At 43.2% G+C, this 25744-nt stretch carries 19 protein-coding genes; 12 read left to right on the top strand and 7 right to left on the bottom strand.

From position 1 onward, the window contains the following. Window positions 1-34: 34 nt before the first annotated feature. Window positions 35-211 carry a hypothetical protein gene (locus KO533_RS00700; RefSeq protein ID WP_006081710.1) on the bottom strand — a complete coding sequence of 59 codons (177 nt, stop codon included), beginning with the start codon at window positions 209-211 and terminating at the stop codon, window positions 35-37. A gap of 429 nt (window positions 212-640) precedes the next feature. Between KO533_RS00700 and KO533_RS00695 the strand changes: the two genes are divergently transcribed. Together KO533_RS00695 and pssA are read left to right on the top strand one after the other, a co-directional pair. Beyond that, on the top strand, window positions 641-973 hold the full coding sequence (locus tag KO533_RS00695; protein WP_028759882.1) for a DUF1904 domain-containing protein: 333 nt from the start codon (window positions 641-643) through the stop codon (window positions 971-973). 11 nt (window positions 974-984) lie between these two features. Beyond that, window positions 985-2298, top strand: coding sequence for a CDP-diacylglycerol--serine O-phosphatidyltransferase (gene pssA / locus KO533_RS00690; RefSeq protein WP_219234133.1), 1314 nt, complete (start codon window positions 985-987; stop codon window positions 2296-2298). 153 nt (window positions 2299-2451) lie between these two features. On the opposite strand, the gene emrD is transcribed toward pssA, so the two are convergent. Next, window positions 2452-3684, bottom strand: a complete 1233-nt coding sequence (emrD, locus tag KO533_RS00685) for a multidrug efflux MFS transporter EmrD (protein WP_219252416.1) — start codon at window positions 3682-3684, stop codon at window positions 2452-2454. A 378-nt stretch (window positions 3685-4062) separates the two neighbouring features. Continuing rightward, window positions 4063-5247, bottom strand: a complete 1185-nt coding sequence (gene ampC / locus KO533_RS00680) for a class C beta-lactamase (RefSeq protein ID WP_219252414.1) — start codon at window positions 5245-5247, stop codon at window positions 4063-4065. A 396-nt stretch (window positions 5248-5643) separates the two neighbouring features. Between ampC and KO533_RS00675 the strand changes: the two genes are divergently transcribed. Further along, window positions 5644-6408: a tRNA-uridine aminocarboxypropyltransferase gene (locus tag KO533_RS00675; RefSeq protein WP_219252412.1), complete on the top strand. Its 765-nt coding sequence runs from the start codon at window positions 5644-5646 to the stop codon at window positions 6406-6408. 147 nt (window positions 6409-6555) lie between these two features. Here KO533_RS00675 and KO533_RS00670 read toward each other — a convergent pair whose 3' ends face one another. Together KO533_RS00670 and KO533_RS00665 are read right to left on the bottom strand one after the other, a co-directional pair. Further along, window positions 6556-8613: a PhoX family phosphatase gene (locus tag KO533_RS00670; RefSeq protein ID WP_173496890.1), complete on the bottom strand. Its 2058-nt coding sequence runs from the start codon at window positions 8611-8613 to the stop codon at window positions 6556-6558. Window positions 8614-9033: 420 nt separating this feature from the next. Next, entirely contained in the window at window positions 9034-10149 is a 1116-nt protein-coding gene (locus KO533_RS00665; RefSeq protein WP_219252410.1) for a tyrosine-type recombinase/integrase, read from the bottom strand. Between the two features lie 590 nt (window positions 10150-10739). Between KO533_RS00665 and KO533_RS00660 the strand changes: the two genes are divergently transcribed. The 4 genes from KO533_RS00660 to KO533_RS00645 all read left to right on the top strand — a co-directional run bounded on the left by KO533_RS00660 (window position 10740) and on the right by KO533_RS00645 (window position 14378). Beyond that, on the top strand, window positions 10740-11267 hold the full coding sequence (locus tag KO533_RS00660) for a hypothetical protein (protein ID WP_219252409.1): 528 nt from the start codon (window positions 10740-10742) through the stop codon (window positions 11265-11267). A 167-nt stretch (window positions 11268-11434) separates the two neighbouring features. Next, entirely contained in the window at window positions 11435-11773 is a 339-nt protein-coding gene (locus KO533_RS00655) for a hypothetical protein (protein ID WP_219252408.1), read from the top strand. Window positions 11774-12121: 348 nt separating this feature from the next. Next, a complete protein-coding gene (locus tag KO533_RS00650; RefSeq protein ID WP_219252407.1) occupies window positions 12122-14110 on the top strand; it encodes a RecQ family ATP-dependent DNA helicase in 1989 nt (662 codons plus the stop codon). Beyond that, a complete protein-coding gene (locus KO533_RS00645; protein ID WP_028759892.1) occupies window positions 14103-14378 on the top strand; it encodes a hypothetical protein in 276 nt (91 codons plus the stop codon). Before KO533_RS00650 ends, KO533_RS00645 begins: the two co-directional genes overlap by 8 nt. Window positions 14379-14464: 86 nt before the next feature. On the opposite strand, the gene eco is transcribed toward KO533_RS00645, so the two are convergent. Then, window positions 14465-15016 carry a serine protease inhibitor ecotin gene (gene eco / locus KO533_RS00640; RefSeq protein ID WP_028759893.1) on the bottom strand — a complete coding sequence of 184 codons (552 nt, stop codon included), beginning with the start codon at window positions 15014-15016 and terminating at the stop codon, window positions 14465-14467. 640 nt (window positions 15017-15656) lie between these two features. On the opposite strand from eco, the gene KO533_RS00635 reads away from it, so the two are divergent. From KO533_RS00635 to KO533_RS00615, 5 genes are all read left to right on the top strand, one after another. Beyond that, the gene (locus KO533_RS00635) at window positions 15657-16934 is read left to right on the top strand and encodes a cation diffusion facilitator family transporter (RefSeq protein ID WP_219252406.1); all 1278 of its coding nucleotides are present in this window, start codon (window positions 15657-15659) and stop codon (window positions 16932-16934) included. Next, entirely contained in the window at window positions 16935-17414 is a 480-nt protein-coding gene (locus KO533_RS00630) for a MarR family transcriptional regulator (RefSeq protein WP_173244777.1), read from the top strand. Between the two features lie 211 nt (window positions 17415-17625). Further along, window positions 17626-19719, top strand: a complete 2094-nt coding sequence (locus KO533_RS00625) for a prolyl oligopeptidase family serine peptidase (RefSeq protein WP_219252405.1) — start codon at window positions 17626-17628, stop codon at window positions 19717-19719. Between the two features lie 268 nt (window positions 19720-19987). Then, window positions 19988-21613, top strand: coding sequence for a phosphoethanolamine--lipid A transferase (locus tag KO533_RS00620; protein WP_219252402.1), 1626 nt, complete (start codon window positions 19988-19990; stop codon window positions 21611-21613). Between the two features lie 188 nt (window positions 21614-21801). Further along, on the top strand, window positions 21802-22830 hold the full coding sequence (locus KO533_RS00615; RefSeq protein ID WP_028759897.1) for a GGDEF domain-containing protein: 1029 nt from the start codon (window positions 21802-21804) through the stop codon (window positions 22828-22830). A 132-nt stretch (window positions 22831-22962) separates the two neighbouring features. On the opposite strand, the gene KO533_RS00610 is transcribed toward KO533_RS00615, so the two are convergent. Then, window positions 22963-25668: an acetate--CoA ligase family protein gene (locus KO533_RS00610; protein ID WP_219252399.1), complete on the bottom strand. Its 2706-nt coding sequence runs from the start codon at window positions 25666-25668 to the stop codon at window positions 22963-22965. Window positions 25669-25744 lie beyond the last annotated feature (76 nt).

Genomic DNA, 25744 nt, shown 5'->3' with positions numbered 1-25744 from the left:
AACATCATTAAGATTAGGTTGGTATTGTGTGCGGTTAATCCTCACTGCTGCCGTCATCCTTTTCCATCAAGCGATATAAACGTAGGGTAACAAACAATACCAGCCCAATAAACAACGGCAGGATGAGTAACCCTAACTGGGTTTTAAAATGGAAAATACCCCAAGCAAACAGTAATGTCAGTGCTAACGTCAGCAGAATTTTTTTGTTCATAGTCTTAATCTTGTATCGTGTGGTCTAATCGCAAATAGGCGGTTTAGTTTACGCTAAATCACTGGATTCGGGGTGAATGAAATGGGTTTGAAGATTATTTTGTGATTTGGCAGACATTTTGGGTGCAGTTTAGTGAAATTTGGACTGATTTGTAGCGTTAAGAATCACCCTATTTAGGGGCAACATATTGTGTGGACGGGCAAATAATGCCGAAAATATCCGCCGTAAAATGCGATTTCAAGCAAGGGTAAATGAAGATGATTTTTAGGTAAATTGGTGCACTGAAGTGGAATAAAATCGCGTGAGGTCAAATTACCAGCAAAACCGTTAGGTTTAACAAGACTTTTGGGAGAAAAGTCTTGCCGAGACGAGGTGAAGTCGGTAATTTCTACCCCTTACGATTTTAGGTTCTTAGGTAACAACTAAACCATGCCACATATTAGTATGCGCGGCTTACCACAAGCGGTCGTTGCAGCGTTCAGCCAAACATTACTGCAGTCATTGGCGGATATATGTAAAGGTAATGCAGAGAGTTTCACATTAGATTGGATCCCAAGCATCAGTTTTCGAAATGGAAAAATTGATCAACGCTTTGTCCAAGTTGAGTTACTCTGGTTCCCTAAGGACCCTGATATACATCTTAAAGTAGAACAAACGATCAGGTTGGCAGTGACAGAGGCCTATCCAGAGTTAACACATATTGCTGTGATGTTTTTATCACTGAACCCCAGTGCTTCCTATCGGGGTGGTCAGCATGTTTAAAGGAGGATGCCTTGCTAGATAAGCTTGGTGGAATAGCCGTTCAACCCGAGGCTTTAACGTGGTTGCTCACGCCATGCCGTTTCAAGGCAGAATTACTCGCTCGTATTGCGAGCGCCAAGCACAGTATTTATATTGCGGCGCTGTATTTAGAAGATGACGAAGCGGGTCGTGAGATATTACAAGCCCTCATGGATGCCAAAGCAGCAAATCCAACGCTTGATATCAAAGTGTTAGTCGATTTTCACCGTGCGAGACGTGGCTTGATTGGCCATAAAGGTGATAGCGGTAACTATTTGATGTACCGCAAAGTTATGGCTGAAGCCGAACATCCCATCGATATCTTAGGCGTACCCGTCAAATCCCGTGAATTTATGGGTGTGTTGCATCTTAAGGGATTTATTATCGATGATGCCGTGATTTATAGCGGTGCCAGTCTCAATAATATCTATTTGCAACAACACGATAAGTATCGTTTCGATCGTTATCACTTGATTGAGTCTGCCGAATTAGCACGCAGTATGCGCGCGATGATCCAGAAAAATATCATTTCTGATCCAGCTGTGTGTTCATTAACGCAAGATGCTGAGCAAGAAGTGCTACCACCAAAGACGGACATGCGTAGCTTTAAGCTGAGACTGTCTGACGCTGAGTATCAGTTTAAGGAGACCCGTGATGGCAATCGCATCACGCCGTTACTTGGGCTAGGACGCAAGAAAAACTTGCTCAATAAAGTGGTTGTCGCCTTGGTGGAAGAGTCAAAAGACTCGCTGTTTATTTGCACGCCCTATTTCAATCCGCCGTACATTTTAGTGCGCGCTTTAGCTAAGCATTTACGCAATGGCAAACGTATCGATATCGTTGTGGGCGACAAGACGGCTAACGATTTTTATATTCCGCCTGAGCAGGATTTCTCGACCATAGGTGCCTTGCCCTATATGTATGAGCAATCATTGCGTAAGTTCGCTAAACGCCAACAGTGGGCGATTGATAATGGTCAGTTGAATATCCATCTGTGGAAACACGGCATCAACAGTTATCACCTCAAAGGCATCAGTGCCGACGGTAATAAGCATTTGATCACAGGTTCTAACCTGAATCCAAGAGCTTGGGCGCTGGATCTTGAGAATGGTTTGTTGATCCAAGATGAAATTGGCTGCTGGAAAGCCCAGTTTGAAGCCGAGCAGGCACATATTCTGGAACACACACAGCGGTTATATCACTACAGCCAAGTGGATACCTTACAGAGCTATCCTGCGCCAGTGAAGAAGATCATGACCCGAATTCGTCGCCTTAAAGCTGACTTTTTACTGCGTCGCATTCTGTAACGATTAAAGCTATCGAAGCAATAAATTAATCGATATTTTTGATTTATTACAGTGTCTTATCGATTTAAAAAGCCCACAACAATGTGGGCTTTTTATTGACTGACGGTAATAGATTTAGCTTAAACCAAGAATTGTCGCTTCAAATCATATCCATTAAATCTGTGGCATTAAATTCTGGTGAGTATCATTTTGATCTTTGGCGTAATAAAGAGACAGGATCACTAAAACCACCATTACAGCACTTAATAAACCTATGCTCAACTGGCCGCCCATAGGCACTAAAGACATTGTTAATGCGGCAAGTCCGGCACCAAAATTTTGTAATCCCCCCAATAATGCGCCCGCAATCCCCGCCTGACGTGGAAATGGCTCTAACGCAGCAGATGTTAGGGTAGGGAACAGCATGCCTGCGCCACTGAAGAATAAAATTGATCCAATAAGTAAGCTCCAGCCAACCACTAAATTAAAAAGCCCCGGGATCAACATGAATAAGGCGCCAGCACCGAGTAACGCAACACCTTGGTAAACAACTCTTTGTGGCTTATTCTGTCGGCCCGCGATGAGTGCCCCCAGTAAGTAGCCAGGAATTGGCGCAACAAAATAACAACTGACCATAAAAGGTGTCAGTCCGAGATATTGGCCATAGAGTACACCAGCAATTGCTTCAAACGCCGCAATACCGGCAAAGGTGGCGATCAATGAAAATAAATAAGCGCGAAACGCTCTATGGCGTAGGACATGCTTATAGGATTTGAAAACGGCTTGATGTTCCCGTTGCGTCTTGGGTAAAGACTCTTTAAAGAGGAATATTAACAACAGCCAGACCGCGACACCGAATCCCGCTAATACCCAGTATACGGCTTGCCAGCCAAAATAGGCCGCAGTGGCGCTGCCGATAAATGGTGCAAGCAAAGGTAAAAACACTACAGCCATAGAGACATAGCTATTAAATTTTACCAGTCGGTCACCAAAGTAGTGATCGCGGGGAATGCTCCGGCATAATGCGCCTGCGCTGGCTGTGCCTAATCCTTGGATAAGGCTTGCCATAATTAGTAGGTTAAAGCTTGTGGCCTTCGCCGCGAATACAGCGCCTAGAACGAAAATTGCGATACCCACGACGAGTGGCATTTTGCGGCCAACGCGATCTGACACTGGGCCATACACAAATTGAAACATCCCGTAGGAGAGTAAGTAACAGGCCATCACGGCTTGTAGTTGGCTGGCGTCCACATGGAGCCCGAGTGCGATTTGTGGAAGGGCAGGTACAAAAATCGTCTGCGCCATTTGGCCACAGGCGACCATAAAGACAATCATTAACAGTAGGCTAGACTGACTCGCCGCTGGAGCGACATCGTGATGAATAGGAGAATGTGGCGTGCCTGACATGATATTTCCGAAAAAGGTCACTTAAGGTATTTGCGCGCATCTTACTCCCTAAAAGCGTAACTTCAAGTGTCAATCATATTGATTTAACGAAATAATTTTTAATGTGATACATAAGTTTTTATCCTGATTTTAAGCTGTAAAGCTAAACTTACGATAGGTTATTTGTCTGTTAACTAGGTCGATGAGTTGCAAATGAATTAACGCAAGGATTAACTCTGTGGTGCATATTTTCTTACAAGCCGCCGATGAGGAAAGGGAGATTGCAAGGAAACTGTGAGTTAGCAGCAAGGTGTCAGCCATAAATCAGTAGCGACAAGAATATTGTTAAGAAAAAGGAGATAGCACCAATATACTTATCTCCTCTATCCTAGTGCATGGTTATTTTTGCAACTTTTCGATCCCAGTTAAAATCTGGTAGCCCACAGTGACCCGTGGCGGAACGGGGGTGTTTTTATTACTCAGCAGTACAATGCCGAGTTTTTTTGCAGGAATAAAGGCAGCATAAGCGGCAAAACCGCCAGTAGAACCTGTTTTATTGATCCACACATTTTGTTGCGGCGCGAGGGGCGGCACTATGGGTTTAACGGGTGTACTGCCAAACACGACTTCCTGAGTATGGCCCATAAGTATTTTATCCAGATCAATAGGATATGAGTAATGCTCCCAAATCATATCTTGGGTCATCATGCCCACATCAAAGTATCCCGTGTGGGTCTTATCGAGTGCCGTTTGCAGTGGTTTGGAAAGCGGGTGCATTTGCATATTGGCCTCAACAAATTGCAGTAAATCCTTGGCTGAGGTTTTAACGCCGTAGGCTTCATCGGCTAATACACCGGGATTGACTCGCACTGGCATGTCTTGCTTATCATAGCCTTGGGCATAATCGGCCATTTTGTTGCTAGGAACCTTGAGATAGCTGTTTGTCATACCCAATTGTGGAAATAGTGTTTGCTCAAGTACTTGTGGAAACGTTTGCCCTAAACTCTGCGCGGCAATCATGCCAAGCAGCCCAATACTCGGATTGGCGTAATTTCTGTGGGTCCCCGCGGCAAATGATGGTTGCCAATGCTTAAGGTAATCCATTAACTCTGCGTTATTAGTGACCTTATCAGGAACTTGCATCGGCAAATCCCCCGCTGTGTGGGTGGCTAAATTGATGAGACTAATCTTATCAAAATGGCTGCCTTTTAATGCTGGAACATAATCACTGGCCATGTCCGTGAGTGTTAATTTACCTTCGCCCTGTGCATAGTTAGCCAGTGTTGCGGTAAAGGTTTTACTGATAGAGCCAATCTCGAACAGGGTATCTTCAGTCACACTTTGCCCAGAGGTTTTAGAACTGACGCCATATTGGTAAAAATACTGTTTACCTTCTATGGTGATGCCAATTACTGCACCGGGAATAGCATACTCGGCCATCAGTGGTTTAACTGCGGAATCTACAATTGACTGGATGTCTTTGGTATTAAGCGTTTGGGCCGTAGTGACAGTAGAAAATAGCGTAGCAGTGAGCAGTACACCGCTTAATAACGGTATAGAAGCGATCGGGGCTTTTGGGTGCATAATTGACCTTTCATTGAGATTGTATTTGTAGAGTAGATTTTCGCATGATATTAGGGCAATTCCACACTAAGTTAAGTCATTACTGATATTTAGCTTCAATACTCTCCCAATAAGTAAGTTAAACGTTAATTTGGTCGGTTTAGTGTTGCATACTAAGTGGCAACACAGATTAATACATTACAGATGTTTTAAGAGATGGTTGCTCTGTGCTCTTAAATTATCTCGCTGACGTTAGGCTGCAGATGAAACCACAACCACTGACACCGGCCTTTTATCATGATAATGTATTACGCGATTGCACCATTGATGGCCAAGGGATAAACTGCGCCACCGCGATTAAAAGTGCTAACTGATGTGGTCGCGATCCTTAATAAGTTTGATAGAGAATTGGTTTTTATGGCTTTAGCCCCCCATGCAGTGCACCATTTATATCAGTACCGTAAGTCTATTTCGACTAAACCCTTTGGTGCCCGCGGTAAAAAACTGATCCGCTGTCCATTATGCCTCTTAGGTGAGCAGTTCTGTACCTGTGCGCTACGCCGTCAGTTAGATACTCACGCCAGTTTTCTGCTGATTATGTATAACGATGAGGTGTTAAAGCCGACTAATAGCGGACGACTCATAGCGGATCTTATTCCTGATACCCACGCCTATATTTGGTCACGTACAGAACCTGAAGCTGAGTTGCTTGCTTTGCTGAATTCGCCGCAATATCAACCCTATTTAGTGTTTCCTGCCCAGTATGCAGAGCAAGGGCAAACCGTACTGAACCAAGTGCCGATGTCGACATTGGCCGAAGGTAAACGGCCGCTGCTTGTTCTGCTTGATGGCAGTTGGCGTGAAGCGATTAAAATGTTCCGTAAGAGTCCTTACTTACACTCACTGCCGTTGCTTTCCTTCGATCCCGACACGCTCGCGACCTATGCATTGCGTAAAGGTAGTCATGATTTTCAACTTGGCACCGCCGAGGTGGCATCATTGGCTTTAGGAGCGATTGGCGAAGCGGCTAATGGCAAAGCCTTAAGTACTTGGTTTGATTTGTTTGTTGAATCTTCCTTACTTGGCCGCAATCGTCGTTGCCGTGAGGACCTTCTGCCAATTACAGATTTTACCGATGCTTTTGAACTGGCCTTTGAACAGGCAAATCATAGTAAGAGTTAATATATGTTGGATTGAATCTATTTTGAAAAAGGCTAGTTAACTATCTTCTTAAATAATAAATCCCCTACAGTGAGGGGATTTTTTATGTGTAGCAATTAACTTATAGGAACTTCATATTAAGAAGATACCTCGCACAAGCATAATTGTTTATACCGCGACTTCTTTACCATCTAACTTACGGATAACGACCGTAGCGGCGCGAGGGCGTAATGTCGTACCCGCAGGCGTTTTTTCAGCGGCATTGGACGAATAAGGCCAATTACCGGGATGCTGAATGTTAGCAAAAACAGAAGTGTAATCAGGGCTAATAGCAAAACCCGTAACTTCACAGTCGTTTGGTCCAACAAAGAAACGCTTTAATTCCATTTGGTTATCAGCCGTTACGCCTAGCTGTTTCTCTTGGCCATCAACAAGCGTTGAAGGCACTATTGCTAGCATCTGATCGTTGGTTTCTTCTGCGACCTCCTTGGCTCCATTGTCGGTTTGAACCCACAAAATACCGCGTTGATCGAAGGCTAAACCGTCTGGGCTGGCAAATTGGTTAAGATCTGTTAAGCCTGATAAGTTTGTCTCTGCGTTACCATCACTTGGTGATCCGAATACGAAGATATCCCATGTAAATTCAGTATCTTTGTCACTTTCATCCCAACGAATAATATGGCCAAAGTGGTTTTTCAATCTTGGGTTCGCTGGATTGGTTTCAGTTCGTTTTGAGTTGTTGGTCAAGGTCAAATAAATTGAACCTGTGAAAGGATCGACAGCACACCATTCAGGGCGATCCATAGGTGTTGCACCAACAAGATCCGCTGCGCCTGCTGTGTTCAAAATAATCTCGGCTAAGCTAGCGAAAGTATTGCCTAGGGTTTTTCCGTCCGTAGTCTGGCTATCTAAGGTTAAAGGCAACCAAACACCACCACCGTTTGCATTAAACTTAGCTGCATATAAAGTACCTTCATTCATATACTTATCGCCAGTTTGTATGCGATTGCTGCTGTCAGCATCTTTTGCATCCCACGCCGCGGCCGAGACAAATTTATAGAGGTATTCGAATTGTGAATCGTGGCCAGAATAGAACACTACTGGCTTACCTTCGGTTAACTTGCCAAAGGTACAACCTTCATGGCGGAAACGACCAAGCGCGGTACGTTTTACTGCGCGCGATGTTGGATTGAAAGGGTCAATTTCAACAATATAACCGTGACCATTCGCTTCATTACGATAGTCATCTTGAGCACTTGCACCTTTTGGCGTGACATCAAAACGCGCGAATTCATCGAGACGTTCCTCATCATGACCTGCAAGATCATCCCAGCCATAACGTGTGCTGGTTTTGCTGATCCCAATGCGATTTTGCTCCGCAGTTAACGTACCACGGTTTGCGAAATAGCCTGGCCAGTTTTCTTCACAGGTCAAATAAGTGCCCCAAGGCGTGTAACCATTGCCGCAGTTATTTAATGTACCGCGAGCCTGACTCCCGTCGGGAGAATAGCGGGTTTCGAGTAGAGAAGAGTAGGCGAGAGGACCGCTAATATCCATCACAGTCGCACCGGTGAATCGGCGGTTATGGTTATCATTACTAACCACTTCCCATTGATTACTAACCAGTTTTATACGTACAACCGATACGCCATGGGCGTTGATTTCTTTACGTACTTCATCGATAATCGTGCGCAAACCTGAAGTAGGATCAAAAGTTTGTCCTGCAGGATGTAATGCAACTTCATCAATGTATTCATGGTTAATGCAAAGTAAACCGTCATTACCCGAATCATTTAATGGAAAGAAATGCATGCCATCATGGTGCATACCGACTGAGTTCGCTTGGTCATCGGCAGTGTTACTACCATCGCTTTTCCATGGTGCTGCTTTTGCATTTAATGGCGTGCCCCATGGTGCAAGTACCTGCGCTGTATAGCCTTCTGGCACAACGACGGCATCTAAACGAGAACCCGCAACTGACGTAAAGTTTAGCTTGGCGGTACTTTTTGTTGGTGGCAAAGGTGTCACAGGATCAACAGGTTTTGTAACGGGTGTGTCATCTGATCCGCAAGCAGTTAAACCTACACTGGCAAAAGCTGTCATAGCACTGAGGCCTAAACCACTTTTGACGAAGTTACGGCGAGATAAATGTTTATCCAACACTTGGTTAAATGGCTCGTTATTACTTTTATTATAAAGTGTAGGATCAAAGGTGGCCTTACTCATATATTACTCCGGCTAGTACGATGGATTAAATTTCGTGACTAAGGCTAAAGTATCAATATGACAATAAAGATGATTTTATATTACAATAATACTGCAGTGAGCAATAAACCCGATATGCTATAAAAATGTTAACCAGCAGTTTGCTATGGTCTAAGCTGCTGAGGTCAAAGTAGCTCAATTAGGATTTTTATTCTGCTATGATGTCAAATCTTGTATCCAAGATAAAAATATATAATGTGAAATTATTGCTTTAATTATTTTTAAAATGAAAATTTGAAATAATTTTAATATAAATTACTGAATATCATTTTTATTCATAAACATGATAGATTTATATTTAACATTAAAATTGCTATTTTATTTTAGGTAAAAGACTAACTGATTCTTATCGAGTCATGATCTAGTTTAGTCTTTTGGGTTTTAGTCTCTTGGTTTTAAATAATGGCGAAGTGAGCGCGGATCGGTATGGCCAGTTCTGGCCATAATGTATAAATGATCTTTATCATTTTCATGGAGTTGAGTCACACAACCACTGCGCAAACTGTGGGCACCATAAAACTTTGCGGGTAGGCCCGCTTTTGTGCAATATTTTTTAATGATGCGATAAATATCGTCTCCCGTGAGAAAACCACTATTTTTATGTAAACTTGAATTAGCTTCAGAGTGATGTTCTACTATTTGATAAGGGCGTAAATATTTCCCATCACGGGAAAGCGATCTAAATAAATGTCCATCCTCTATATTGGCTAGTGATAACCAATTTTTTACCGCGTTGAGTGCTGCAAAAGGTTCATGATCCGGTAGGTCTTTCCATTCCCGTTGACCTTGCTGATTACTCTTCGAATAAGGTAGGCGAACTTTTAGCTTATTGCGTAAAAAACTGACATATTGAACTTTTATATCTGCAAGTTCAGAACGGCGAAACCCACCTTGTAATCCTAACTGAATAATGGCTTTGTCTCTTGCTCGGGTTAATGGTTGCACTTGTTCATCGATAGCTTGAATGAGCATTTCCACTTCATCATACATAATCGGTTGTTGATCATAATCACTCACATGGCGAGATTGATTTCTGCTCAAGCCACGCATCACTCTGATCACCAGTGGATGTTCGGTAGGCGAGTGGAATCCTGCTTGAATATGATGGTAGCGAATGGCTGCCAACCTTGTGGTTAATGTTTGCTTTGAAAGTTGAACGCCAGTACTTTCTTGGATCAATTCTTTTTGCTGACCAATAAATGAAATTACGCTTCTTGGATCTGCGGGCAGGGCCTGCAGTTGGTGCTCGGCACAATAACGGCTAAATACACTAAAGCTCGTATTATAAACACGGCGAGTGTTGACTGAAATTTCGTATTCAGTTTCTTCGGCGGCGCTTAAATAATCACTTCGAACAGATTGTGGCAGGAAAGTCTCTTCAAAAAAGCGTGGCTGTTCAGCACGGTTATTATTGTGATGATCTGATCTAGTCACTTTTTCATTCGATACATTGGTGTTATTTTGAGCATTACTATTTGTCCGGATTATTTTAGACATGCCGTTGAAGTCACCTGATATCGAATTAAGAAGGCGTAATTATACGCAAATCACGCCTACATCTACCAGTGATAATCGTCATTATCACTGGTAGAGTGCTTATTTGTTCAAATAAACTTCTGTTATCGGAATAGGGCGCATTAAATAGCATTTAGTTGGTTTTTTTAGTTTAAAAAATAGCCAAGATAAACCTATTCTAACAATGGCGATTAATTAAGCGGATATAAAATTAAAGGCAATGATAGTATGAAATTCGTACTTTCTCTATGCAGTGGTTTCGAACTTGGTTAGCCAAAGAATCACAACTTTAAAGAATGGTTTAACCATTTTATTGACTTTGTTGAATGGAATGCCGCTAAACTAGGCTTGCGTGTTGGGTGAAATTTAAGCTAATAACGACAACCGCTTATCGGGTTCTTAGCCTGTTATGAGTTGAGCTATTTCTGCCAAAGGCAAAATGAAGCATAAGGGATCGATTCCCAGTCAATAAAATGGTTGAACCATATATTAATACTTATCGATTTGTACTAGCATGAGGTCCCATTTATTTCATCCGCATTAAACGCATGCTTAGCTAAAGAAACGTATTTATGGAACCGCAAGCCTGGATATATCAACAAGACAAACCAACAGCAGGGAGAAAATTATTATTGCTTGAGGAAGCAGAATTAATTTTTGCCTTACCCTTAATTTATCGCCTTATCAATCCTGAAGCTGTGGCATCTAAACCGGATTGGTTTTGTGACGCTGAGTTACAAACGGTTTTCTATACTAAGTTGGTGACACAACTAAATGAATTAGTCCGATTACGCAAAAAGGCACAGCGGATCGACAACGAGCTTACTAATGTAAACAAAATGCTCAATCAGTATTTTACTGATTTTGGCTGGCGTATGGTTCGTAAAGAATTATCTCAAATAAAAAAACGGCAAAAAAAGTCTCATATTGAGCTGAGCAGGGATATTATTTTGAGGTTAAAACGTTATATGGAAACTCAAAAGTTAGACAGTTTTGACCAAGCCATTGATACTCTATTGTCAGAGCATAATGAAAATATTTCGCTTAATGTTTTACAACATACTGATGAGGATGTTGTAGACGACATTGTTGATGAATAGAACAAAAAAACGCGGATCTATGTTTTGAAGAATATGATTTTAAAGTTGTTCTATTGCCTAAAATGGATTATCTAATAAGGGTAAGTTAGCCGTGACTTATCTGTGCAGACACGTAAAATTACTGTTAAGATCTTATGTTTACGACTAGATAACGCGGGGCATTAGAGATGAGTTTAAGTATTGCAAACGATAGGAAAATTGCGGTTTTATGCCGAATTGAACCTGGCTGTCTCGGACCAGATGGTGTGGATCATATTGAGGCTTTTTGTGCTTTGGCCCAGAAAGCGATGCAACATTTCGACGTCGATGTTGGCACTTGGTTGCTGATCCCAAGATACGATAAAACCTTGGATGAGATGCAATACAGTGTTGCCAATAAATTACTTTCCCGCGAACAAGCGACTAAATATCTTGTCTCTATCGGACGTGATATTGATAGTTTTGAAGAAAGATTTCAGGATAAACTCACCTCGCTGATCAATCTATATCTTGCTAGAAAACCTTAAATGCTCAATTTATCGGAGATATATTTTTTGCTGAGATTCATCTGACTTCTTGTTTTTTCATGGGAAATATCGGATTTGTATTTTTACAAATCGGTTTTATTTTCATATTTAATTTCCGACTAAAAAATAAAATTAATCCTATATTAATCATTGTTTTGCAACAAAATTCGAACCTATAATTACGCTCCTCATGAGCAGTTAAGTTGGCTTGAAAACTCAGTTGTTGCTAATTAACTCCGTAAAGTACGTCAAAATTTGCTAGACTAGTCGACTCACTTAATGCTGAATCTTTTTCTTGCGGTATGCCCGAATTTTGTGGGTGGTAAGGATAAGTGTAAAGGACGGTTGATGTTCAATCCCATTCCGGAAACCAATCCATACGTTAGTTTATTGCAGCAGGATTTCGGGTTTTCTGAATTTCGTCCTGGCCAAGCGCAAACGATAACACAACTGTTGGCGGGGAAGTCGAGTTTAGCGATTTTTCCGACGGGTTCTGGTAAATCCCTTTGTTATCAATTTACAGCATTGCAGTTACCCCATTTGAGTTTAGTGATTTCGCCTTTACTCGCCTTGATGAAAGATCAGCTGGAATTTTTGCAATCTAAGGGAATTCATGCGGCCAGCATAGATTCAACCTTAAGCGCTGAGCAGAGTCAGCAAGTGATGACAGATGCGCGCTCTGGCAAACTGAAAGTTTTAATGGTGTCGGTGGAACGTTTCAAAAATGAACGCTTTAGGCAGTTTATTCAATCGGTTCCGCTATCTATGTTGGTCGTAGATGAGGCGCATTGTATTTCAGAATGGGGCCACAATTTTCGGCCTGATTACCTTAAATTACCCGATTATCGGCGCGAACTTGAGATCCCGCTGGTACTGTTACTGACGGCCACCGCGACACGTAAAGTGAAACTGGATATGGCCAAGCGCTTCGATATTGCGCCCGAACACATAGTACAAACGGGATTTTATCGACCCAATTTAGATTTGACAGTTCTGCTCGTGTCGACTCAAGAGAAAAATGCCTTACTGGTTAACCAGATAACATCATTCTCAGGTGCTGGTATTGTGTATGTGACGTTACAGCAAACCGCCGAAACAGTCGCACGACTCTTGAGCCAACAAGGCATAGTCACCAGTGCTTATCATGCTGGATTTGAAGATGAAAAACGTCAACAAATTCAAAATGATTTTATGCAGGATAAGCTGCAAGTGGTGGTTGCTACCATCGCCTTTGGTATGGGAATCGATAAGAGCAATATCCGTTTTGTGATCCACTATGATTTGCCTAAATCTATTGAAAACTACAGTCAAGAAATCGGCAGAGCAGGGCGTGATGGTGCATTATCCCATTGTGTGACTTTAGCCAATCTTGACGGACTCAATACCGTTGAAAATTTTGTGTATGGCGATACGCCTGAGCGAGAAGGTATAGCGCAAGTCATTGAAGCTATTCGACTTGAACAAGATTCTGGTCAGTGGGAATGTCAGCTTAATGGCGTGTCGACGGCGAGTAATATTCGCCAGTTGCCGTTAAAAACGTTACTTGTGCAGCTAGAAATTCTAGGTGTGGTTAAGCCGTTATTTGCTTACTACGCCGATGTTAATTACAAATTTTTAGTGGATAAACATGTCATTCTGAGCCGCTTTAATCCAGAGCGGCAGGCCTTTTTGACGCAAATTTTTAATCATACGCAGATGAAGAAAATATGGGGCGCATTAGATTTTGATGCCTTGTACAGTGCAACGGGCCATGAACGCAGTCGCGTGTTGGCCGCGCTGGAATATTTAGCTGAACATCAGTTGATTGAATTAGAAACCAAACGAATTACTGATGTTTATTGGGTGGATGTTGCCGCATTAGCGCGTCCGGAACTCATCGATGAGCTGTACCATTATTTTATTGATAAAGAGCAGAAAGAAATTGCGCGAATAGCGCAGTTAGTCCGCTTTTTTGAACTTGAGACGTGCTTAAGCCACAATTTATCCCGTTATTTTGATGATAATGAGACGCCGGCTTTCTGCGGTCATTGCAGTGTCTGCCGCGGCAATTTTGCTAAGTTGAGTTATTCGACGGAACCGACTTGGCCGACAGATCAGCAGATGTTGGCTGATTTACATGAGTTGAAGCACCATTTAACGGCCAAAGGCATAGATGCTTTATCACTTGATACCTATTGTCGTTGCCTTGCTGGCATGTCAGTTCCTTTGGTGAGTCGTTTTCAAGTGCGTAAGTTGAGTGGTTTCGGCCGCTGTGAAAAATTGAGATATGCTGAAATTAAACAGAAAGTTGAGTCACTGTTGTCGCAACTAGATGATAAAAGAGTTGAACATGAATAAGGCCGTAAAAAAGATGTTAGCCACCCATGAACATTTGGTTCACTCTGAAGGTGTGACTGTGGTTTCGCATATGCAAAGGGAAAAAGCGGAGTGGATACAACATACTGTTATGATTGAAGATTGTGACGTGCCGTTTAAATTTAGACGGGTCAAAAAGTATCGTAATCTGCAAGGGCAAAAGATCAATGTCATCTATTACCCAGAGACAGAAACTGTGGCAGGTTTTGAAATAGAAATTATGCAAGTCGTTAGAATCAAACGATTCTAGTTAATGCGCTTCGAGTCTTTGCTTTTATCAATCAGCAAAGACTCGAAGCGCATTTGATTGATGACGCAAGAGTTAAATTCGGCTATTTACTTGGAATATTGATAGGTTGAATCTACTTTCCAAGTTCTGAAACGCAGTTCAGCGCCTTCTGGTAGATAAAACACCTTAGGCAAGCGACTGTCATAGCGCATTTTTAGTTCACCCGGAATACGTACAAAAGCTTCTTTCTTCGCCAATTCGAAACAGGCCATCATAGTGCTTGGGCCTTCAGCGATTTCATCCACTTGATAGTAGTTATAACCCCAACCTTGCACTGTCAGTTCCTTCAATTCCCCGTTTAATCCATGCTTATTGCAATCAACCATTTGAGTCTGACCAATTTGGATTTCGACCATGTAGTCATCTTCGTTTTCTAATTTAGGTAAACTTAAAATGTGCTGCACCATACCTGCTGCCGGAGCAGGGAACATCTTAGTGGCTTCCTGTGCGCTGTAATCTTTTGGATCGAAACGTTGAATACTGATCATAGGCGCATTTAACCCTGTTGGATGTGGTGGGCTCACCGCCGCGGCATTGAATGACAATAGTGCAAATGCAAGGGGAACAGTGCTAACGCTAAATAAGGTCTTCAATTTCATTTTGTTTCTCCTAATCGAACTGAATTGATGTCGATAAATTTGTCTGTGTTCTGCTCCCTATAAACGCAGCAGAGGTAAAAAAGGGTTAAATTATTCAATAAAAAATCGATTTTTTATTCAAATAATCTTTATCAATCTGAATAGTAAGGGTTAATTACACTTTCCAATGACTTATTTTGTTAAGTTCGCAGCTATTTCAATTCTTTGCTGTGGCTGTTTTATGACTCATATCATGCGAAAAATATACGAAATAGCCTAGATAAAACCTTAAAACTTGGATTTCAACTTGCACTGAAAAGCCACCGCTGTGTCTGTCTATAACTGCATAAGGCTGTAATAAAGCCAATCTAACTCAGCTATGTGAGCTTTTTTTACTCATAAATCAAGCGCTAATCCATTAAACCTTGCCTGATATCCTTTGCCTAGTCTAGCTGCCTATCTTAATTTACATATCAGTGTCTCGACTGATGGCAGGAGAGCAGATGCATTATGGGGATCCAAATACACGTTTAAAAGTTTGAAAACAGTATATCTTGATAAATAGTTAATTTGATCTTCATATATTTTGATTTTCAAACTATAATTCAAGCGACGAGTTTTTCACCATTAATAGCGATAGAAATGGAACAGGGGCCATACAATGAAATCAATGACAGCCGAGCAAGCGACAGGGCATCAAGCTACTACGGGAAGCCGCCAAGGGCACTCACTCGCCCAGTGGCAGCACGCCCATGAGTTTTCGAGTCAGAACCGCGATGGCGAGAAGAACACTCGCTATGTACTGTATTTAACCGTGATCACTATGGTGGCTGAAATTGCTGCCGGAACCATCTACGGTTCTATGGCACTGCTCGCCGACGGTTGGCACATGGGAACCCATGCCGCGGCCTTTATGATCACGTTATTCGCCTATTCCTATGCCCGTAAACACGCTAACGATCCTGCATTTGCTTTCGGTACTGGCAAAGTGAGTGTGCTTGGCGGTTATACCAGCGCAATAGCGCTAGGACTTGTGGCACTGGTGATGTTGATTGAATCGGGAATGCGACTGATTAACCCTGAGCAAATCCATTTTAACGAAGCCATATTTGTGGCTGTCATAGGTTTGAGCGTTAATGTGCTGAGTGTATTGTTACTCAAAGATCACCATACCCACGACCATGGGCACACTCATGGTCATAGTCACGATCATGGACATCAAGATGATCATGAAGACGAGCATGCTCATCACAGCTGCGAAGCACACTCCCATGACGATCACGTCCATACGGCTCATTCACATGATGTGGATCCACATACACATGATGACTCACATGCACACGATGAAAGTCATCAAGATCATAGCCATTGCCATCATAAACAGGAGCACCATGCTGCTGAGCATGAGCATGAGCATGAGCATGAGCATGAGCATGAGCATGAGCATGAGCATGAGCATGAGCATAAGAGTCAGAAGGCACACGGTGGTCATGATCACAACCTACGCGCCGCCTATTTTCACGTATTAGCCGATGCGTTAACGTCAGTGCTCGCCATTGCGGCCTTGTTGTTTGGTAAATACATGGGACTGACTTGGCTCGATCCGGTTATGGGTATAGTGGGTGCTGTAATTATTAGCCGTTGGTCATGGGGACTCATTCAGCAAACGAGCCCTATCTTACTGGACGGTGGTGTTAAAGCGTCATTGCAGCGTAAGGTCGTGGAAACCCTTGAGGCCGTACCGGATCATCAAGTGGCCGATTTACATCTTTGGCGAGTGAGTGCCGATCACCATGCTATTATGGTGTCTATCGTGTCCCATTCACCGAAAGATGTCAGTTATTTTAATCAGTTACTGTCACAATTTCCTGAATTGGCTCATATCACTATTGAACTCCATACTTGTCGTCAGCGCGAGTGTATGGTTAAGGAAGCCTAAATGACTGTTGAACATCATCATTCATCAAACCTGAATTTAACGACTGCTCATTCAACGGCCGCACATTCAACAGATCATGCATTAAATCATGTGATTATTGAATTTTATGAAAAGCTGTCGTCTTGGGAACACGCCATTGTGCGTGACAAAGGTTTTAGCCTATCGCAGGTGCACACCATTGAGTTACTCGGCGTGCACGGCGCTATGAGGATGAAAGAACTGGCGGATAAAATTGGTGTCACAACAGGCACACTAACGGTCCAAATCGACAAAATGGTAGAAGCTGAGTGGGTTGTACGTCGTCCCCATGAAACCGATCGTCGTTCGATTCTGGTGGAGTTAACCGAAAAGGGCCAAACTTTGTTCCTCGAACATGATGCATTACATCTACAACTCACCACAGATCTCACCGCTAAAATGAGCAGTGAGGAACGAATCGTACTGCTCAATTTGTTGTCTCGTATGAATAACGAGTTTTAATTTACCCTATTTCATCCACTAAAAAGCGTCCCTCGTGGACGCTTTTTTATAGCATGACATTTTTAAAAACGCGATTCATTCTAGATTAATCATCAGCTATTACAGTACCTTACCTTTTGTTACATTCTTGTTGGATTAATAGTTGAACTGGATATTAATTAAGGTAATGTAAGGGCAGATCTCAAGATGGACTTTGTTTAAAAGGAATAGAATGAATAATAAATTACTGCCTTTGTGCATTGCAGGAGTGCTCGGTATGAGCGGTCAACTTCACGCAGAAGAAGATAAATACATTTGGTTAGAAGATGTTGAAGACGCAAAGCCGATGGAATGGGTGAAAACCCAAAATGCTGCATCTGCCGCCGAAATTAAAGCGTTTAAAGGTTTTGATAGCTTAGTGGCGAACAGTCTCGCCATCCTGAACGATAAAGAACGCATTCCCTACGCGACCCACATTGGCGACAAGTTATACAACTTTTGGAAGGATGACACCCATGTGCGCGGTATTTACCGCCGTACTACCATGGAAGAATATGCCAAGGCCGATCCTAAATGGGAGACTGTGCTTGATATCGATGCCTTAGGTAAAGCTGAATCCGTCAATTGGGTATTTAAGGATATTAGCTGTCAGTATCCCGAAAATGAGCGCTGTTTTGTCTCACTTTCCCGCGGCGGTGCCGATGCGGTGGAAGTGCGAGAATTTAATTTAAATACTAAATCCTTTGTTGCCACCAAAGATAAGCCATTCTTTTTAAAAGAAGCCAAATCAAGTCTGAGCTGGATAGATAAAGACCACGCCTTTGTCGGTACTGATTTTGGTGATGGTCAAAGCATGACTGACTCAGGTTATCCACGGGAGGTGAAACTCTGGCAACGTGGTACAGCACTCGAGCAAGCGAAACCGATTTTCACTGGCGACAAAACCTCAGTTGCTGTATCAGGCTGGGTTTTATTCGATGATAAAACGCCGCTGAGTTTAGTCACTGAGGCACATACTTTTTATACCGCCAGCCAATATGTCTATCAAGATGGCAAACTCATAGGGTTGCCATTACCTCAAGATGCTGAGATTAAAGGTTATTTTAAAGGTAAGTTATTTATTGAGTTAAAGAGCGATTTAACCAACAAAGACGGTAACTTTAAGCAAGGCGCGGTCGTGTATGCCGATGTGGCGGATCTTATCGCCCAAAAAGCCAAATTCAGTTTATTTGTGAGCCCGACTCAGACCGCATCGATAGCGCAGCTTAGTTTTAGTAAGAGTGCGATTTTCGTGAATTGGCTCGATAACGTGAAAAGCAAATTAGTACGGTATGAGCAAGACGAAAAGGGCGCTTGGCAAAGCACCCAAGTCCCATTCGAAGCGAATGGCGCCTTGACGGTAATGGACGTTGAGCAAGACAGTGATGATTTTTTCGTGAATTACACCAGTTTTCTTGAGCCTTCAAGCCTCTATACGGTTAATGCAAAAACCTTAAATCCGAAGAAAATTAAAGGTATGCCGCAACAGTTTGCTGCGGATAAGTTTAAAACTGAGCAATACTTTGCGACGTCTAAAGATGGCACTAAAGTACCGTACTTTGTGGTGATGGCTAAGGATATTAAGTTAGATGGCACTAATCCTACGCTACTTTATGGCTATGGTGGGTTTGAAGTCTCACTGCGTCCATCCTATTCGGCCACCATTGGTAAGAATTGGTTAGAGCAGGGCGGCGTATATGTGTTATCTAACATTCGTGGCGGTGGCGAATATGGCCCAGCTTGGCATCAAGCTGCGTTAAAGCAAAATCGACATAAAGCCTATGAGGATTTCGAGGCAATAGCGGAAGATTTGATTGCCCGTAAAATTACATCAAGTAAACATTTAGGCATCCAAGGTGGCAGTAACGGTGGCCTGTTAATGGGGGCGGCATTTACCCGCAGACCGGATCTGTACAACGCCGTCGTGTGCCAAGTGCCTTTACTTGACATGTTTAGATTCAATAAGTTACTCGCCGGTGCCAGCTGGATGGGGGAATACGGTAATCCGGATATTCCTGAGGAATGGGCTTACATTAAAACTTACTCTCCGTACCATAATCTGCATAAAGACGTGCATTATCCAAAGGTCTTTTTCACCACATCGACCCGTGATGATAGGGTTCACCCAGGTCACGCCCGTAAGATGGTTGCTAAGATGAAAGACATGGGAATTGATGTTTTGTACTACGAAAATATTGAAGGTGGCCACGCCGGCGCTGCAGATAATAATCAAGCCGCGGAACTTAATTCAATGGCGTTTGCCTACTTATTACAGCAATTAAGATAATTACCGCTGGGTTAGCATGAATTGTTAACTCTTCACTGGTAAAACCGAGCAAGACCCTAATAGGTTGGGGAGCAGAAAACGGTCGAACTTATTGAGGTTCGGCCGTTTTTTTACGTTTATTATTTAATGTTAACAATACCCACAGATAATTTGAGCCATTGCCAAGAGCTTGCTACTATTGCGAAAAAATTTCACTGTCAAAGGCTAAGACTACCTTAAGAATACTAAGTTATTCTCGACAAACAACTAATTTGAGTGAGATCTATCAGTGTTAGCAAGATTTAAGACTCTATCGGTGAATCGATTCACTTTTATCACAGCGTTATTTTACGTCTGTATTTTCAATATCCCATTGTTTGGCATCATTAAGAAAGGCATTGAAAAACAACCTGATGTCGATCCTATCTTCATCGCTACAGTGCCGTTGTTTTTAACCTTTGCACTCAGTTTCGTATTTTCCTTATTTACGGTGAAGTATCTCGTTAAACCGTTTTTCATCTTACTCACCTTGTTATCATCGAGTGTGTTCTTCGCTGCCTATCAATACAATGTCGTCTTCGATTACGGCATGATAGAAAACACTTTTCAAACCAATCATGCCGAAGCGTTCATGTATGTGAATTTTGCTTCGATAATGAATATGTTACTGACGGGAATTTTACCCGCGTACCTTATCTATAAAGCGGATATTCAGTACAAACCTTTCCTAAAAGAACTACTGCATAAAGTGCTTTTTATGCTGGCGATGTTGGCGGGACTGGGCATTATTGCTTTCTTCTATTTTCAAGATTACGCGGCCTTTGGCCGTAACAACGACGAGCTAAAACGTTACATCGTGCCGACATATTTTATCGGTGCTGTGTCTAAGTACATCAATGTGCAGTACTTGCAAACGCCAATGGAATATCAGCAACTTGGCCTCGATGCAAAAAATGTCAGTGCCAACTCAAATGGTAAACCGAATTTATTAGTCCTCGTCGTGGGGGAAACCGCGCGTTCAATGAGTTATCAGTATTATGGCTACGACAAGCCAACCAACGCCCATACCCAAGACCAAGGATTAATAGTCTTTAAAGATACCCATTCATGTGGCACGGCAACGGCGGTATCTTTGCCTTGCATGTTTTCTCGCATGGGACGGGAAGATTACGATTCACGCCGTGCCTATGCTCAAGACACCGCCGTTGATGTGTTGGATCATGGCGGTATTAAAGTGCAATGGTTTGACAATGATTCTGGCTGTAAAGGGGTGTGTGACCAAGTTGAAAACATAACTATTGATTTGAACAGTGATCCTAAGTTGTGCACTGGCCAATATTGTTTCGACCAAGTATTACTGAACAAATTAGATGAAGCCTTAGCCAACGCAGAACGCAAAGATACTGTGATTGTATTGCATGTCATTGGTAGTCATGGCCCGACTTATTTCTTACGTTATCCAGCAGAACACCGTAAGTTCACACCGGATTGTCAGCGCAGTGATATACAAAACTGCAGTGAAGATGAGCTGATGAATACCTATGACAATAGTATTTTGTACACTGACTATATTATTAGCGAAGTGGTTAAAAAGTTAGAAAACCAACAAGATAAATTTGATCCAGCCATGTTGTATCTGAGCGATCATGGCGAGTCTTTAGGCGAAAAAGGCATGTATTTACATGGCGCGCCTTACAGTATTGCACCGATTGAGCAGACGAGCATTCCTATGCTTGCTTGGGTATCAAAAGATTTTAGCAAAGATAATCAATTGGATATGGATTGTTTGGCTGAGCATGCGGCGAAAGGTGGTTTCTCCCATGACAATTTATTCGATAGTCTATTGGGACTAATGAATATCAAAACTGCGGTATATCAGCCTGAATTAGATATCTTTGCTCGCTGCCGCGGTTAATTGTGGACTTAATTGTCGCGAGGTTTAGCTCGTTCTAGTTGGTTCGACACCATGATGAGGAAGAGGATGGCAACATCCTCTTTTCTTTTGCTCCCTGTCATAATAATTGATTTCTCCCATATCCAAATTGAACCAGTTGAGTTAACTTAATGTATACAAAAACATAACAAATCTATGGTTCGCGATTTATGTCTTCTACTGCAGAAAATAAAGAACTTGATTCTGCCGCGCAAATTTTGCGTTTGGCCGTGCCGCAAATGTCTGCCCTCGATATTCCTGTTACTCCTGAAAATTACACTGTTTGGTATGAATATTTTGCAGGCACAAATCTCGATTTAAATCGCGCGATTGATGGTTTTTTGGCGAATTCTGTCTCTTTTACCAAGGAAGTTAATACCAGTCTTTATAAAACCTTTATCCAAGAACAGTCACCAGAAGTGATTGAAAATGTTCAGATTGAAACACAAATCTTGATCAATAGCCTGTTGAATAAAATCAGCCAGTTGAGTCAAGGAACCGCGGCATTTTCTGGCTCATTAGCCGAGTTTGGTTTGCGATTACAAACTAATCCCGATATCAATACCTTAAACGAGCTGGTTGATGGTGTGGTCGATGAGATGCAGATGCTACTTATCAACAACCGTGAGATGGAGCAAAGTCTGTGTACCATGGGTCAAGAAGTGCAAAATCTTAAATCTGAAATGGAAAATCTTAGCCTCGCGGCGATGACAGACCAATTAACGTCTCTGCATAATCGCCGCGCCTATGAATTGAGTATTCAGGATCAAATCTACCGTTCACAAGATCACCAGACCCGCTGTAGTCTCTTACTGATTGATATCGATAATTTTAAAGCCTTTAACGACACCTATGGTCATTTAACGGGTGATAAAGTATTGGCCTATGTCGCATTAGCCTTAAAGCAATGTGTGCGTGGAGATGACTTTGTTGCGCGTTATGGCGGCGAAGAATTTGTGGTGGTGCTACCTAACACCCATTTTCACGACGCATTGCAAGTGGCTGAAAATCTGCGTGAACGTATTTCTGAGCGGCGCTTAACGGTAGGGAAAGACAAAAAGCTTTCCCTTGGCGCGATTACTGTCTCGATTGGGATGGCCTCATTGCAACAGGGGGATGATGCTGAAACGCTGTTTAGTCGCGCCGATAAAGCACTGTACCAAGCTAAGTCCGAAGGCCGTAACTGTGTTAGAGGCTGAGAATATGGGTGCGAGTGTCGATGTTTCAAGGCGTTAAGTATTAGCTCGGTCGCTATTTCGTCAAATAATCATTTACTTAGGATAACAAAACGCCGCAATGATTTGCGGCGTTTTTGTTCGTCTGGGTAGGTGCTATTGATCACTGGGCGGTTTTAAATCCATGTGCATTTTGATCAAATGTTCCTCCATATCGAAGGTCACTTTAAAACCGAGACTCTTGGCAAGACTGGCCATATTGCGATTCTCAAACATGGTAAAGCCGGTGAGCACGGGCGTGTCGTTGGCCTGATAATATTTGATCAATTTTTCGAGTAACAATTTGCCTAACCCTATACCTTGATGATCGCCACGCACCGCCATGGCAAACTCGGCCTCGGTATTATCAGGGTCAATAGATGCACGCACGGCACCTAAGGTGATGTCATCGCCATCGGGTCCCTTAGCCGTGGCGATAAAGGCCATCTCACGGGCGTAATCGATTTGAGTTAATACCGCCATTTCTTCATGGGTCATTTTCGAGCGCACCCCAAAATAACGTTTGTATCTGTCTTCATCGGATAACGAATTATCGAAGGCCAAATGTTTAGGCTCATCTTCGGGCAAAATCGGCCTTAGCATTACCTTAAGGCCATTTTTAAGCTCAGCGAATTCTTCTAATTCCTTCGGATAGGGCATGATGGCCATCCGCGATGAACTGTCGGCATTGGCATCATGCAAACGGATATTCACATCGAGCAGAGTGATGTTTTCACCCGCGGCCAGTACTGGGTTTAAATCTAACGAGGCGATTTCAGGGCAATCGATAATAATATGGGATATTTGCGTTAACATCACGCACAGGGCATTCATGTCTAGGCCCAGTGGTAAATGTCTGTCTTTTAACTTATGGGTCTTTAACGCTTGGATCACCATATAACGCGCCAGTGCCATATTCAGGGGAGGCAGGGCAACGGCAGCATCATTGGTGGGGTCCCATTCTGAGCCACCTTCGCCAAGGCAAATCGCCGGACCAAAGACGGGATCGCTTATCACGGCCACGCGGATTTCCTGCGCGCCAGCGGTCAACGCCATTTTCTGCACTATCATGCCTTCAATAATGGCTTCGGGATTGGCTTGATGCACCCTTTGGGTAATCGCATTCGCGGCGTGGTGGATATCTTCAGCCGAGGTTAAATTGAGCATCACTCCGTGCACATCGGACTTATGCAAGATGTTAGGGGATTGCACTTTTAACGCTAAGGGATAGCCCGCTTCATTCGCAATGGCCACCGCTTCATCGGCATCTTTCACAAACCAAGTGTCTATGGTGTTAAGCCCATAAGCCCGCAAAATAGGGCTGGCCTCATGGGTTTCCAGTACTGACTTTCCTTTAGCTTGAGCCGCTTGCAGTAATTTGCGCGCCGTGAGGCTATCTGTCGGAATATTATCGGGGATCGATTGCGGCACTTCTTGCAGCAGTTTTTGGTTACGACGGTATTCAACCATGTGCATAAAGGCACCCACAGCACCTTCGGGTGTACGGTAGGTAGATATACCGCCCTTAGTGAAGCGTTTTCGTGCCTGATAAGCCGAGTCTTCACCGCTCCAGTTCGTCAAAATATTGAGACGATTCTTTTTGGGATGCGCGTGGATCACACTCACCAACGTATCAGCTATCTCAACACTTTCACCGAGTGCTGAAGGGGAGTGCAAGACCAAAATAGCGTCAAGTTCATTGGAATCCATCAAGATAGTCAATGCTTTAGCATATCGTGACGCGTTCGCATCACCAATAATATCGATGGGATTTTGCCTTGACCAAGTATTAGGTAACACAGCTTCTAATTTGGCTATGGTGTTTTCTGATAACTCCGCCAGTTTACCGCCGCGCATAATGAGTTCATCCACAGCTAACACCGCGGGGCCGCCACCGTTACTGATAATCCCTAAGCGCTCACCTTGCAGCGGATTGGAATGCGCTAAACTTTCAACCGCGGCAAACAGTTCAATTAAATCGTTAACCCGCAACATACCTGCACGGCGAAACGCCGCTTCATACACTGCATCGTTACCGCCAACACCGCCCGTATGCAATTTTGCGGCGCGGGCACCTTCGGCGCTGCGGCCTGATTTAATCACTAGAATTGGTTTATTGCGTGAAGCGGCTCGAGCAGCCGAGAGGAAATGGCGCTTCTCATTCACCGAGTCGATATAAAGCATGATGGCGCTGGTGCGGCTATCGCGGCCAAGGTAATCGAGCAGTTCGTCAAAGTTAATGTCGGTGGCATCACCGAGGGAGATAAAGGAGGAAAAGCCAATACCTTTGTTATTAGCCCAATCGAGTACCGTTGTACAAATGGCGGCAGATTGAGACACAAAGGCTATTTTGCCCGGTAGTGCGCTGGCGTGGGCTAAGCTGGCGTTTAATCCCAATGGAGGTAATAGCATTCCTAAGCTATTTGGCCCCAGAATGCGCATCCCGTAACGCTTAGCATTTTGCATGGCAAGGTCGAGCAGACTCACTCCATCTTCGTTAAATTCCTGTGCCATTCCCGCTGCCATAATAATGGCCACCTTACAGCCAAATTGCGCAAGGGTTTCAACGATGGCGGGCACACGGCAAGCGCGGGTACAAATAACTGCTAAATCGGGTTTGATGGGTAAGGCTTCAATATTGGGATAGGCGAGCACGCCCATCACTGCCCGATACTTAGGGGTGACTGGCATGATAGGTCCCGAAAAACCACTCGATAGTAGGTTTTTCATCAGCACATTACCCGCGCGTTTTTCGGTATTCGAAGCGCCGATAATGGCAACGGAAGTCGGTTTAAATAAGGAGTTTAATGTACGTTGACTCATAAGCGATTCCATCCCAATCCATGACGCTTCCAGTGTAACCTAGGGTATGAGGACTGCACAGTTAAGTTTCAGGTTC

Origin of the sequence: Shewanella sp. NKUCC05_KAH (assembly GCF_019345585.1) — a bacterium.
In the GTDB taxonomy this organism is placed as follows: Bacteria; Pseudomonadota; Gammaproteobacteria; order Enterobacterales; family Shewanellaceae; genus Shewanella; species Shewanella oncorhynchi.
The sequence above is the reverse complement of the archived record's forward strand: the minus strand, read 5'-3'. Positions and strand labels throughout refer to the sequence as shown.